The sequence below is a fragment of the Psychromonas arctica DSM 14288 genome, from assembly GCF_000482725.1.
Classification (GTDB): domain Bacteria; phylum Pseudomonadota; class Gammaproteobacteria; order Enterobacterales; family Psychromonadaceae; genus Psychromonas; species Psychromonas arctica.
In genome coordinates, this window is sequence record NZ_KI519486.1 from 64,739 (window position 1) to 78,782 (window position 14,044).

10 protein-coding genes and 2 pseudogenes are annotated in these 14,044 nt (G+C 36.2%); 4 read left to right on the forward strand and 8 right to left on the reverse strand.

All coding sequences use genetic code 11. From position 1 onward, the window contains the following. The coding region (locus tag H592_RS22925) for a transposase family protein (protein WP_037072311.1) at nucleotides 1-173 on the reverse strand (173 nt) is incomplete at its 3' end. Nucleotides 174-1,463: 1,290 nt separating this feature from the next. Here H592_RS22925 and rnk point away from each other — a divergent pair. Continuing rightward, a complete protein-coding gene (rnk, locus tag H592_RS0119785; protein ID WP_028870294.1) occupies nucleotides 1,464-1,877 on the forward strand; it encodes a nucleoside diphosphate kinase regulator in 414 nt (137 codons plus the stop codon). Nucleotides 1,878-2,011: 134 nt separating this feature from the next. On the opposite strand, the pseudogene H592_RS22930 reads toward rnk, so the two are convergent. The 6 genes and pseudogenes from H592_RS22930 to torE form a co-directional block, all read right to left on the reverse strand. Beyond that, nucleotides 2,012-2,428: pseudogene (locus H592_RS22930) on the reverse strand (DoxX family protein). Between the two features lie 10 nt (nucleotides 2,429-2,438). Then, a pseudogene (locus H592_RS24720) lies at nucleotides 2,439-2,691 on the reverse strand (IS1634 family transposase); the annotation flags it as partial. A 997-nt stretch (nucleotides 2,692-3,688) separates the two neighbouring features. Next, nucleotides 3,689-4,357, reverse strand: a complete 669-nt coding sequence (gene torD, locus H592_RS0119795) for a molecular chaperone TorD (protein WP_028870295.1) — start codon at nucleotides 4,355-4,357, stop codon at nucleotides 3,689-3,691. Continuing rightward, nucleotides 4,354-6,846 (reverse strand): trimethylamine-N-oxide reductase TorA, encoded by a 2,493-nt coding sequence (gene torA, locus H592_RS0119800; RefSeq protein WP_028870296.1) that lies wholly within the window; start codon nucleotides 6,844-6,846, stop codon nucleotides 4,354-4,356. Before torA ends, torD begins: the two co-directional genes overlap by 4 nt. Before the next feature lie 15 nt (nucleotides 6,847-6,861). Continuing rightward, nucleotides 6,862-8,040 (reverse strand): pentaheme c-type cytochrome TorC, encoded by a 1,179-nt coding sequence (torC, locus tag H592_RS0119805; protein ID WP_028870297.1) that lies wholly within the window; start codon nucleotides 8,038-8,040, stop codon nucleotides 6,862-6,864. A gap of 34 nt (nucleotides 8,041-8,074) precedes the next feature. Beyond that, on the reverse strand, nucleotides 8,075-8,248 hold the full coding sequence (gene torE / locus H592_RS0119810; RefSeq protein WP_028870298.1) for a trimethylamine N-oxide reductase system protein TorE: 174 nt from the start codon (nucleotides 8,246-8,248) through the stop codon (nucleotides 8,075-8,077). 482 nt (nucleotides 8,249-8,730) lie between these two features. On the opposite strand from torE, the gene torR reads away from it, so the two are divergent. Continuing rightward, nucleotides 8,731-9,447 (forward strand): two-component system response regulator TorR, encoded by a 717-nt coding sequence (torR, locus tag H592_RS0119815; RefSeq protein WP_028870299.1) that lies wholly within the window; start codon nucleotides 8,731-8,733, stop codon nucleotides 9,445-9,447. Nucleotides 9,448-9,498: 51 nt separating this feature from the next. Here the strand turns inward: torR and torT are convergent, their stop codons facing one another. Beyond that, entirely contained in the window at nucleotides 9,499-10,518 is a 1,020-nt protein-coding gene (gene torT / locus H592_RS22935) for a TMAO reductase system periplasmic protein TorT (protein ID WP_245600458.1), read from the reverse strand. 46 nt (nucleotides 10,519-10,564) lie between these two features. Between torT and torS the strand changes: the two genes are divergently transcribed. Then, on the forward strand, nucleotides 10,565-13,489 hold the full coding sequence (torS, locus tag H592_RS0119825; RefSeq protein WP_028870300.1) for a TMAO reductase system sensor histidine kinase/response regulator TorS: 2,925 nt from the start codon (nucleotides 10,565-10,567) through the stop codon (nucleotides 13,487-13,489). Between the two features lie 319 nt (nucleotides 13,490-13,808). Further along, nucleotides 13,809-14,036, forward strand: a complete 228-nt coding sequence (locus H592_RS0119830) for a hypothetical protein (protein WP_028870301.1) — start codon at nucleotides 13,809-13,811, stop codon at nucleotides 14,034-14,036. The last annotated feature ends 8 nt before the right edge of the window (nucleotides 14,037-14,044 follow it).

Consider the following 14,044-nt stretch of genomic DNA (forward strand, 5'->3'; position numbering starts at 1 on the left):
AACCATTCTATATTATCTTCACCAAAATCAGATATTTCGTCCCAACCTTCAGCACCAGCAATGGTTGCAGTAATTGCTAGAAACAAAATTTCAGGCAATTTATGCGTAACTTTCCACTCTTGGCGATGCTCTCTGATTATTGAAATATGATCTAACAAGGTTAATCCATTCATTGGTGACTTCTCTCTAACTCAAAGAGAAGCATAAGATCACAGCTAAATGTGATCTGCTAGTCGATCATTGTGATAAGAATGATCGTGCGATATCTGTCACTTTATTTTTATAAAAACGCTGTTCATTTTTTAGGCTTTTCATGATTTAGCCCTGGGACGAAGCTCCTTAAGAAGTTAATGATATATGGTACTGATATAAAAGTTTTCATCGGGACAATATAGCAACTTAAATAATATCTTCAAGCTTAACTAGTAAAATTTTAGAAAAGAAGTGATTTAATGTTTAGAGTACTTAACTTTAAATTTTTATATCAAAATAAACACTTAGTCCTTTACCTTTAAATAGCCAGATTATAATTAGAGTACTTTCATTTAACTGAGTAGCTGATTAAGCTGTGTAGTATTTACTGAATCAAAACTTAGCTTTTATTCCAAAACTTATATAGCTGCAAGAATGCCTCAACAACATTTCACTGGCACTTACCATCCTAGTTGAGACTTAGGACTTAACAACATACGAGTTTATGGTCAATGTTATTCCGTCACAACAAAATCCTATTGATAATAAAACATCATTACAAATACATTATATAGCGATACCGCTACATGATTAAATTAAAATTAATCTTAACACTACTTTTCGACCTTCTAAAATACCCCATAAAAACAATAAAACAATGCCCTAAACACAAAGGGCTTAGCCTTTATTTAAACTCTTTTAAAGTTACTTATCGACTTGAAGTTATAATTTAAACTGCTATATTGGCCTTATGAAAAAAATTATAGCAGTATCAAATTATATTTTATTCTTACGGAGCTTCGCCCTAAAATTCCCTTCTTAAAGGGACGCTTTCGCGTCCATGTATCTCCACCGATACAAATACTAATTTCATAAACTAAGTCTTTTTAAACATTACATTCTCAAGTTGAGGTGCGTTTACGGCTTTTTGTATTTTATATCTATAACTTTCTAACTTTGGTTATTAATAAAATTAATATGGAGGAAGATGTCTATTGAATGTTTAAATTTCTAATTTTTTAATTAAACGAATTATTATTATTTTTTATTTATCAATGGGTAATTAAATGGCTAAGAATGAAAAAAAACAACCAACCTTAACGTTGAAAGAAAAACGAAAATTAAAAAAAGAATCTGCCGATAAAGGCGTTACTAAACCAAGAAAAAAGAAGGTTAGATAAGTACCAGCCTCTCAATAACTTTGGACAACTGCGTTTTAATACGCAGTTTTTACTGTTACATTTAAAATTAAGTAGTACATCGAGAAATCAATGAATACAAAACCAGAAATAACAATTTCTTCTTTAGATGCATCAAGATTAGAGTCTCTAATTGAAAGGTTACCCAACAAGAGGCTGCCAGGGAAAATCTACCTTGGAAAAGAACTTGCTAGGGCAAACATCGTTAAGCCTCAACTAATACCTACAAACGTTGTAACAATGAACTCTACTGTGCGCTTTATCGTCGACTCGACAAAAGAAGACTTAGAATTAACGTTAGTTTATCCAAAAGATATTGATTTAAGTGGAAAGAAAATTTCTATTTTAGCTCCTATTGGCAGTGCCTTACTTGGCCTCGCTATTGGTGAACAAATAGAGAGGCCAAAACCCGGTGGAGGCACACTTAAAGTAAAAATATCAAATATCACATACCAACCTGAAAGAGCGGGTGATTTACATCTCTAGCCCTTTAATACCTCAATAAATTGGTAAAGGAGAGCGAATTCAAGAGTAGAGGGTGTTAGCAGCTATTTAATGACTAATAAATTATATAACTCAAATTGTTTAAATATTTCATTAAATAGCCCCCCTTTCACATTTTACTTAATCCTTTTTTTTGTTATAAAACTATCTAAAGTAAACTTCCCTGCACCCGAGCAAGCTAATGAAAGGCTCGAGGCAAATAAAAACAGACCAAATTCATACCTATTATTTGTCATAAATAGCGCATTTTCTACCTGTACCGTCAATATTGCTACAGCCATTGTCACTGCATGTACAATTGCCATGAGACGAGTTAATAATCCAGGTAAAATGAATAAACCACCAAAAAACTCTGCACTACCTGCGAATAGGGCCATCAAAAAACCTGGTGTTAAACCAATTGACTCCATAAACTGGACAGCCCCTTCTAATCCATATCCACCAAATTATTTTGGTGCTCCATGGGCAATAAAACTGATGTTCCACGCCTGTTTTAAGAATACATTTGCCTGGGATTTTCTTCTATCAGCCAATAATAATTTGCTGGTGCTCCAGTGAGGCGTAGAACATCAATAATGCTTCTATCCGCTCTGGAATTTTGATGAAGATTCTATTATTTAAAAAAATCAGGGCTTTTTAAAAAGCCCCCCCCTTTTTCAACTGACTATTGCTCTTTGTAACTAGTGAGTATTTTATTCATCGTCAAACTGTCATCGAGATCCTTCGTCGCAATAATAAAAAAACAGAACTGATTGAGCGCATTCATTCTGCGCTCAACAGGCGTAAATAACCCCCCGTTACTCGGTATTCATACGCTCTGGAGCCGGTCCTTTTTTTTGCTATAGATTGCGTCGCTTTTATCTCATCGTCACGAGGTAAACCGGGAACTTTTGATTTTATGGGGTTTACGCACTATATCGGCATGAAGTTATCGTAAAACGGAAGACAAAACGGATAAAACACGAACTTCGAAAACGACTCCATAATAAGCCCTGGGAAACAGGTCGCTGGCTACGGCGAGTGATCCAAGGGCATATTAACTATTATGGTGTGCCTTACAATGCCCATAAAATCGGTCAATTTGTTGAGGAAGTGAAGAAGTTATGGTTGAAAAGCTTAAGACGACGTAGTCAGCGGCACCGAATGACTTGGGAGCGATTTAAATGCTATGTGAGATATTGGCTACCAAAACCTAGGATTGTACATCCTTATCCGGAACAACGCTTTTGCGCCAAATACCCGAGGTAGGAGCCGGATGCGTTAGCAGCGCACGTCCGGATCTGTGCGGGGGGTGGTCAGTAATGACCATTTCTACAGCGACCAGTTTGAGCGCTGATTTCAGTGGTTTGTTTTACCTGGACAAAGCGTGATGCTGTGGGTCTTGGTGTTTGTGTTGGTAAAGATGCTTTAGGCAAGCCCTCTGCCAATAAAGTGCGCTGTTTATAGTAAGTGGTAATAGATACATTATGGCATTGGCAGAATTCAACATTAGTACCACTGTGAGCTTGTTCTGTAAGTTTGCAGTATCTGCTCCGAATTTATTATTGAGCAGATATTTTTAAAGAATCAGAAAATCGATACTAGGTGTGCTTTGCTAGACGCTTACAGAGAATTTGCTGAGACTTATTGGTTATTAATACCAATTCAACTATATAGCTGAATAATCTTTTTTTGTAATGAAAAAGCCAGTGCCCCGTTAACATTTCAAGTTAAGATTAACGGGTCACTGGCATTATATTGGCTAAAAATAAATAATTTAAGCTATTTATTCTCTAACACCTTTTTATTAACATCTATTGGTTAATATCTAACGTTACCCACTGCAGTGTTAACTCTGCCACCGCAGTGTAAAAGCCGTTTGGGTCATGCAGTTTTACTTGTTCAGTAAAGTCACCTAACCAACTTAATACATAAACATTAATAAAGTTTACTTGACTGCCGTGGCTTGCATGTAAGCTAAGATGTGCAAGATAGGCGAGTATTACCGCAATATGATCAGCAGGCTCAGGAAAATCACTACTGATTTGTATATTACTTTTTTCTAGATAGGTCATCATTAACTGGTGTAATTCACCAAATACTAATGCTCTATCAGATTTTTTAATATTTTCGCCAGTATCTACTTTACTCAAATCATCTTTTATATACTGCCCTGCATAGGGAGAAGCACAGGTTTTACCATCAATTAAAAATAATCCACAAAAATCTGCGGCTAACTCAAGTCGAGCTTGCTCTGTATTAAGTGCCATTAACTTATTAACAATGGTGTTAATACTTGCTGCTAATTTCGGCTCAAGGGCAACAGAGCTTAAAAACTCTCGTCCCTGTACAGAGGTCAATTGATTGATCAAACTTTCATCTAGCTCTGTTGCAAAAAGTGATGAAAGAAACTCATAGATAACCGCCCTCGCCTGATTTTCAATCGCAATTTCGGTGACTTCTTGTTTTGTTAATTGGCTCATACTGCAATCTCTGTCGGTCCATTAAATGACGTCACTGGTGGTAAATGTCCTACAAATTTCTCATAGTCCACCGAACAAGTATAGGCAGAACAAGCTTGTGCTAACTTAGAAGAACCTATGTCTTGAGTTAACGTATTTGGATCGCCATAACTGCATATTGCACCAATTTCAGCACCTGCGGCAGTACTACCATCATCACCGACTGGACCATACCATGCACCTTCATGGATACGAATAACCCCTTTCGGGAAATTATCACTGATAACTGCACCAGCAAGTAGTTGCCCACGATCATTAAATACTCTGACTACGTCACCATCTTTAATACCGCGATGTTTAGCGTCTTCAGGATTCAGATAAACAGGCTCTCTGTCTTGAACAGAATAGGTTTCTCGATAGGATTTTGATTCACACATTTGTGAATGCAAACGTTTATCAGGGTGACAAGATTGCATCCAAATTGGGTGTTTATCTGAACCTGGGCCACCATGGCTTCGCTCACTTTTTTCCATCCACGTAGGGTGACCTTTACAATCATCATATTGATAACGTTCAATTTTTCTGCTGTGAATTTCAATCATACCAGACGGTGTTCCAAGCGGATTTATTTCCGGATCAGCTCTAAAATCTGCGTGTCGAGTCCATAATTCCCCCTCACCAAAATGGACATAACCATCTTGCCAAAATTGATCAAACTCTGGCATCTCGAATTGACCGCTATTCGCATCTTTACAATCGTTATAAAGCTTCTTCAACCAGTCAAATTCGGTCATGCCACGTGTATATTCTTGCTCTTTACCTAATAATTTTGCAAAGCGCGTAAATATTTCGTAATCAGATAAGCTGTTGTACAAAGGATCGACCATTTTTTGCATAGCAAGCACACCACGCTTAGCGTAACTACCATAGATATCAATATCATTACGTTCATAGGTTGTACAGGCTGGTAATACAATATCTGAAAAACGACAAGTCGCAGTCCAATTAATATCGATCGATACAACACACTCCAATTTATGGAATGCTTTTTTCATTTGATTACGATTTTGATGATGACTCCAAGGATTGTTCCCAGAAAAAACCATCATTTTAATATCAGGGTAAGTAACCTTACCACCATTTGCATCGATCACTTTACCCGGAGATAAAATGGCATCAATCCAACGTGCGACTGGTATCGTACTACTTGCACCTTTAAAATCCGTACTATCAAAAATTGGTTTTTGACCTTCATCTAAGTTACGTGGAAAACCACCAGGTGCAGAAGCTTTTGTTGCTGGCACACCAATACTTGAGTAATGATGACCGTAACTAATACCACCACCAGGTAAACCAATTTGTCCAATCATAGTAGCTAACACGGCAGCCATCCAATAAGGTTGTTCACCGTGTTGTTGACGCTGAATACACCAGCCCATTAATATTTGAGTGCGACCCACAACCATCGTTTTAGCTAGTTGTTTAATAACGTCAGCAGGTACTGCTGTTATTTTTTCAGCCCATTGTACTGTTTTAGGAATTCCATCCTCTTCCCCTGTAAGGTAAGGAACAAAACGATCAAATCCTAAACTGTAACCTTCAATAAATGCTTTATCATGTAAATCATTATTATAAATCTCGTAGGCAATAGCCAACATTAACGCGACGTCGGTTTGTGGGTTAACGTATATTTTTTCACAACCTAAATAATCCTGTGTTTTTGACGCCACTGGATCAATACTGATCACACGTATCTTGCCTTGTTTAATCTTTTCTTTTAATTGAGCTAGGTACTCGAAACTTTCATGAGTTTCTGCATTCCATCCAACTTGTAAATTTTTATAGGGATCATTTGCCCAAAGAATAATGGTGTTTGCATTATCTAAAATAAGCGGCCAAGAAGTCCCCTGAGCATACACTTCAGTCGAACCTAACACATAAGGTAAAATTGTTTGACCTGCACCTGTTGAGTAATCACCAATTTTTTTAACAAAATTACCATGCATCCCAACAGCTCGCTGCATATGACTGGTACTAGAATGTAATTGTCCCGTTGCTCGCCAACCTGTTTGCCCTGCATGTAAACCCGATGGACCGTAATTGGTTTGTATATTATCCAATGAGTTTTTAAATAATGTTAATGCTTGATCCCATGTCACACGAACAAAACGGTAATTCCCACGCTGAGTGGTATCGCTTTTATGACCTTTTAATAAAAAGTCTAAACGAACCATTGGATAACGAACTCGTGATGGGTTATAAACCATCCCTTTAATACCATTGATCATATCCGTTGGATATTTATCTAAATCAAAAGGTTTGACTTGGTCAATGACACCATTTTTTCGCTTAATTTTGAAAGCGCCAAAATGAGAACCTGTCGTTAACCAATCATCACGTTTTGCTGCACCTGTTTTTGCTAAAGCACTTAAAGGCGTTAATACAGAAGTGGCAGTAGCAATAGTGTAAGAGGCGGCTAATATACCCTTTAAAAAGCTTCTTCTTTTCATGATATTTAACTCCGATTAATGTTCTTTTTTAACAAAAGTAGATGAATGTGTTTGTAAATATTTTTGTACTAAAGCTTGAGTATCGTCATCCATATTGACAAACGCTATCATGCCTTGGAACATACCTGGCCATGTATTCGCATCAAAATGTGCTTCATCTGGTTGCGTATGACATACACTACAACTTTTTCTAAACGTAGTACGCGCATAATCCCAAAGGGGTTGTTGCTCCGTAAGCAAGTATTCTTTCTCTGTCCATAAAGTTGTTTCGACACGTTGCCATTTTAGACCGGTTAACTCATCTTCTTTTTCTTCAAAGGGAGTGATCACACCTTCCGTTTTGGCTGCTTCTATTGATAACTGAGCCGTCAACATATTAATACCAAAATCAAAGTATATAACGCGGCTTGCACCAATTTTTTTACGCCAACCTGCAATCGTCACTTTCACTCGATTACCATTGGTTTCTAATACTTTAACTTTGGTCGCGACATTTAACGTACCTGCTTCAACATCGCCCGTTGGACTAAAGAAAAGTGGTTTTGTTAACGCACTAAAATAGTACTCATCATTACTAAACTGACTTTCTCCGCTTCCTACTTCAGCAATCAATTGCGGTGCTCTTGCATCGCCCATATCAGGCAATTTATGCGCAATACCTTTATGGCAATCAACACAACTTTGATCTTTTTCCGCCGCTCTTTTCATTTGTTTTTGGGCTAAAGTAGACATTTCATCCCACTTCATTGAGTCATACTCGTGACAATTCTTACAGGCTAGAGAGTCATCTCGATCGAAACGAGCCCACTCACGAGAAGCCATTTCTAAACGTTTATCTTCAAATTTTTCACTAGTGTTGACGGTATTAAAAATCCAACCCCAAACATCACTTGATGCTTCCATTTTACGCGCTATTTTACGGCTCCAATCATGTGGCACATGACAATCAGGGCAAGTAGCACGGACACCCGCATGATTAGACCAATGGACTGTTTGTTGTAATTCTTGGTAAGGTTTACTTTCCATACTATGACAACTGATACAGAACTCTTCGGTATTAGTTGCTTCTAACGCGGTGTTAAATCCTCCCCAAAAAAGTATTCCCATCACAAAAGCGGTAAGACTAATTGAACCCAATGTTAGGTATTTGGCAGGTTTATTCAGTGTCTTCCAAATGTTGATTAACCATTTCATTTTCTATTCCTTATATGTTATTTCTTATCGCAAATTAATGAGGAACTACGCCGCCAAATATTTGAATTAACCAAATAATCAGACCATAGCCCCCGATAGCGAAAATACTTAATATTGGAAATAAAAAAACAATGATAAAACCGAGTGCTTTTAGTTCCTCGTGTTTGCCTTTTTTACTATCTGATTCTTCTATCTGTTTCGTTGTCATAGTGAAACACCTTTCATTAATTAAAAAATTATCTCTATTGCACTAGTGTAAAGAGAAGATGTGAATGACGTTGACGGTAAAAAAGACAACTTATTTAAGAATGTGAAAAAATATGAACAGAAATGAAATGAGTCGAATAGTGAAGAGTAGAGTAAGTTGTATTTTATTAGGATAATAAGCATTCAATCCTTATATCAAAAAACATTTACACTCAATCAAAAGTGAAAACCCAAATCACTTAAAGTTAATATTTTTAGATGCTTTTAGATAATTTTAGATAATTTTAAATAACATTAGCTAACATTATTGATATTAATCAGCATCATTTTTACTGCATGCATTATCATAACTATCATTAATGAACGACCCATGATGTGTCCTACAGCAACCAATGTGCTGTTCATTAGTACTTGTTAAGGCATATGTTAGCTAAACATATGATTAATATTCAGCTTAATAAAAAAATTTAGATGGAGTATGGCTTGTATAATAAGCACATTTTAGTCGTTGAAGATGAAGCAATAACACGCGCAAAATTAGTTGGGTATTTTCAACACTTCGGCTACCAAGTTAGTGAAGCTGAAAATAAAACTCAAATGAATGAAATACTCGAAAAACACCACATTGATCTCGTTATGTTGGATATTAATCTGCCAGGTGAAGATGGCTTAATGATAACTCGCTGTTTACGTAGTCAATCTACTATCGGGATCATATTAGTGACCGGTCGCTGTGATTCAATTGATAAGATTATTGGTTTAGAAATGGGTGCAGATGATTATGTGACAAAACCATTTGAATTAAGAGAACTGTTGGCTAGAGTCAAAAATGTTTTGTGGAGAATATCCTTAACGAAACCACAAGAAACATTACCAGAAAGCATTGTTGAGTCTGATGATGAACTGTTTCGATTCGGGGAATGTAGTTTTGATATTGGTAAGCGTAAGTTACTTAAAAATAATATTCCAATAAAATTAACCAAAGCTGAATACGATATGTTAGTGGCTTTTGTTGCCAACCCAAGCCGAGTAATGACGCGTGAACGGCTACTTAACCTTATTGATCACCGCGTTGAGACACCAAATGATAGGACCATTGATGTGCTCGTTCGTAGGCTTCGAAATAAAATTGAAAACAACGCTAAAGACCCGCAAATTTTCATTACTGTGCATGGCGAAGGTTATTTTTTTGTTTCATAAGTACCGTTTATAATCATGGGCAAAAAGTTAGAATGATTAATGACTATAACGCTATTCAATACCCACTTCATAAACAGGTTTAAAATGACTTGGCGATAATGACAAATCAGCATCAAACTCGTTAATATTATGTTGATCAATATAAATAATATTTGGTGCTTGCTGCGCGTTAAATTGACCTGTTTGTAAAAAATCAGCCACTTGATTAATCGCCATTTGACCTTGTAAAACCATTTGATCTGAGTTTGCCATTAATATTTTTTTACGCTTAATACCTCTGTAAACGCCATGGCTGAAATAATGACTTAGAATTTTAGGTCGTTTATTTTCAGGCAACTGAGCAACTTCACTGACCGCGATTTCAGCCATTACTGCGCTGCCAGCTAAATAGTCAATATTGGGATAATTAATTAATGTGTTTTTTAATAAAGTAAATTGAATTATTTTGTCGTTAAGTCCTGCTTGAATAGTGGCAATTTTGACATTGCTATTTATTAATGCATCTTCTAATCCAGCCGTTAAGTTTGGACTACCACCAGCATTATTAGGCCCAGGAAACCAGGCTAGCTGTCCTATTTTTTGTGGATTGTGCTGTTGATGATATTTAGCCAAATATTCACCTAATTGATACCCCATTTGATACCAAGCTACGCCAGTAGAACCTGTTATTTTTTTAGTGGCAATTTCATTCACCAGTGAAAATACAGGTATCTGCTTATTTACCTGTTCAATACGTTCATTTAAGCGATCAAAATTAACAGAGCCAATCAGGATAGCATCAGCTTTCCAAGTAATACATTGTTCAATTTGTTTTAATTGCACCTCTATATTTCCATAACCACCCGCTTCAAGTACTTTTAATCGAATTCCTCTTTGTTTTGCTTGCTCGGTCATGCCAAAATTAATACTTAACCAATAAGAGTCTTTGAGATGCGGATAGATGGTACAAACTTTAAATTGACTCTGCGTGTTATCATCTTCATTCGTTATCTGCTGCCCAGCATGAATAAAAGGTGAAAAATAAAATAAAGCAGTAAACATTGTTGTTAGCAGAACGGGTAGTGTTTTCAAAATCAACTCAATCTTAATTAATTAGTCATCGTATAAGGACGCAAGCGTGCACTTTAGACACAGCATAGGTAACAAACTGCTATTTGCTTTTAGTTTTGTAGCGGGCTTATTACTTTTTATCAGTGTAGTGGCTTGGAATGGCCTTACCCTTATTGCAAATACGGGTAATACCATAACACAACAAACCTTGCCCATACTATCTAGTGCTCGAGAGTTAGCGAATATTAGTTTACAGATCACCCATACTGCGACTTTATTAAAAAACACCGTCGATGAAGAACAACGTCAACTTTATAGTCAACAACTTGAGCAACTTAATTTATCCATTGAAAACGAATTTATCGAACTTGAATCACTTCAGATCAATAATAAAAAGTTGATACAGTTACAAGCTCTTAAAAATAAAATTAGTGACAATATCGTTCTGCTCGATAAATTTGCACAAGACAAGATTGACAATACCCAACTCTTGAACCAAAACTTCAATACAGTAAAAGCCTCAGTTCATGATATTGCCACTTTATCTCGTTCACAGGTAGCGAACGCAAGTACCTTTGCGATAGTCCATCTGTCAGGACTTTATGATTTGATAGAACAAAAAAACAAACTGTCACACGCACAACAAGAAATCGATTTAATCATTGAAGAAGATCTAGATTTACTCGATAAAATGTCAGCCTTAGAGCGCCACTCTTTAGAACTCGAACAAATAGCCAATCTAATAAAAACTACATCGCAATATCAACCATTAAATAAGCTTATTAAACAAAAAAATATACATTTATCATTTATCATGGCTCTCGTAGAAAAGATATCAGACCCCTACCGACTTAATTTAGCGCAAGCAGCGTTAAGTAAAATGACACAGTTTGATAACTTTATCCTGCAACAACAACGTTTCATTCACCTCAATAATGAACAGAATAAACTTCACTATCATATTTCTAATCAGCTCAAACATTTGAATCAAGAGATATTAAACTTAGTCCAACAACAAGGTGAGTTAGCTAAACAAACCAGTTCCCAGCATAAACATTTAGTATATTGGTCTAAGAATATTTTTTTAATAAGCGCGTTGTTATCTCTCATTGTAATTATATTGGTGATGTGGAGAGTTGTTTATCAAGGCATTATCTTTAAATTAAGAAAGCACACTGATGCCATTGAAAAGTTGGCTGCTGGTAATCTTGAAATAACCGTTGAACCCTCGAAGGATGAAGAGTTTAAGCATATGGCTTATGCCTTGGATGTGTTCCGTGAACAAGCCATTAAAAAACAAGCTCTTGAATTTAAACAACAACAAATAGAGAAAGAGCTACGCTTACATAAAGACAACCTTGAACAACTTATCCGCGTTCGAACCAATGAACTACTCCTCACCAATAATAAATTAAATGAAGAATCTAAAGCACACGCAGTCGCTAAACAGCAAGCCGAGCAAGCAAATCGAGCAAAGTCTGTTTTTTTAGCCAGTATGAGCCATGAAATACGTACCCCAATGAGCGGTATGATTGGCACTCTAGAATTATTAGCAGACACAACTCTTACAGCACAACAACAAAAATATGTTCAAACCATACTTTATTCTGGTGAAAGTTTACTGGAAATTCTTAATGATATTCTTGATTATTCTAAAATAGAAGCGGGCCATATTGAGCTTTCTCTTCGTGCCATAGACTTAGTAAAACTGGGACAAGATGTGATTGAGTTAATGCAAGCAAGAGCCATGAAAAAATCATTATCATTAGATTTTGATATTAATTTTGATAGCAACATCCAGTACTATGCAGACCTAGGTAAATTACGACAAATACTCATAAATTTAATGAGTAACGCCATTAAATATACGCAGCAAGGTAGTATCGTTTTAGCAATATCATCAAAGGGTAATGAAAGCGCTGAATCATCAGAAATTACATTCTCAGTAACAGACACAGGCTGTGGTATCGCCAAAAATAAACAAACCGCTGTATTTCAAGCGTTTACTCAAATAGAAAATATGCAAACAGCAACCGGCACTGGCTTAGGTTTAGCCATATGCCAACGTTTAGTCGCAGCGATGCAGGGAGAGTTATCAATAATAAGTGAAGAGAATAAAGGAAGTTGTTTCTCTTTCAAAATAGAGTTAGATAAAGGACCATTGATAAGCAGCCTATTACAGAGCCTCAAATCTACTTCAGTACACCTCCCGTCGCAAAAATATAACGTGTTAATAGTAGAAGATAATGTAATTAACCTTGATGTAGCCTGTGCTTTAATGAGTAAACTTGGCCATCAGGTATCTAGCGCAACAACTGGATCAGAAGCATTAAAGCAGATGCATAGTGGAGATTATCATTTAGCATTATTGGACATCAATTTACCTGATATTAATGGCGTAACACTTTCAAAACGACTAAAAAGCATCGCACAAGAAAAAGACATTCCCTTTAAAACCATTGCGGTTTCCGCCCATGTATTTACTGAAGATATTACCACCTACATTGAATCAGGTTTTGATGGGTTTATTGCAAAACCTATACAAATGAAAAAACTTAAACCCACATTAAATACAGTCATGAAAAATAGCGACACTCACAGTTGTGAAAATAGTAAGGACGATAAAACTTTACTTTTAAGTAATATCGGCAATAATGGTAAACCACTATTTAATAGCAATACATTAGAAGAAGATATTCAATACTTAGGCCGTGAAAAAATAATTCAACTGGCTGAGCTATTTTACCAGCAGGCCAACAGTGAATATAACGATTTTCATCAGTTATCAGCCAAATACCAGCAACAAAAATTACATAAATTGAAAGGTGCTGCGATCTCATTAGGACTCATTAAATTACATCACAGATGCGAAAAATTAGAGCCTTATTGCCAGAATAAGCCGCTTCAAGCACAACAGTTACGTCTATTAGATGAATTAATAGCAAAATCCTGTGTAGAGTTGAAGCGATTTATTAAAGAATACTTAAAATAAAAACTAGAGAAACCTAGCTACTGACATGTGGGTTTAAAAGAGTCATTTGGCATCGCGACCATGCAAGTTCAGAGTATACTTGTTTGGCTCTGTTCCTGTTAATTGTTGTCTATACTTATAAGTGATCATAACGTATTAAAGGTAAAGACTATGAATACTAAATCCTTCGTTCAAAACTGACTTGGTCAACTGACGTGGGCAACTAAATTCTCACAAACTAGTTAAGTTAATTTTTTGTAACTACTCAGCCTAAATAAATTATTTTAAATACATTCAAGGATCGAGTTGCTTGATCCTTTTGAGGCTTTATCATAGCAGTATGAATGATAAAGCACCTCAAGCCACTAATATCAAAGATGCTCAAACGTTGATCAATCAACTTTGGGAGATAACTCGTGTGCAGGTGAAAACAATTGATGTGCTCACTCAACAAGTCAGTTCACTTACCCAGCAAGTTGACGTGCTAACGCTTGAAGTTAACACACTCAAAGAAAAGCTATCCTCACTTATTTGTAACTACTCAGCCTATAAAAATGGGCTGAATTAATTCATGGA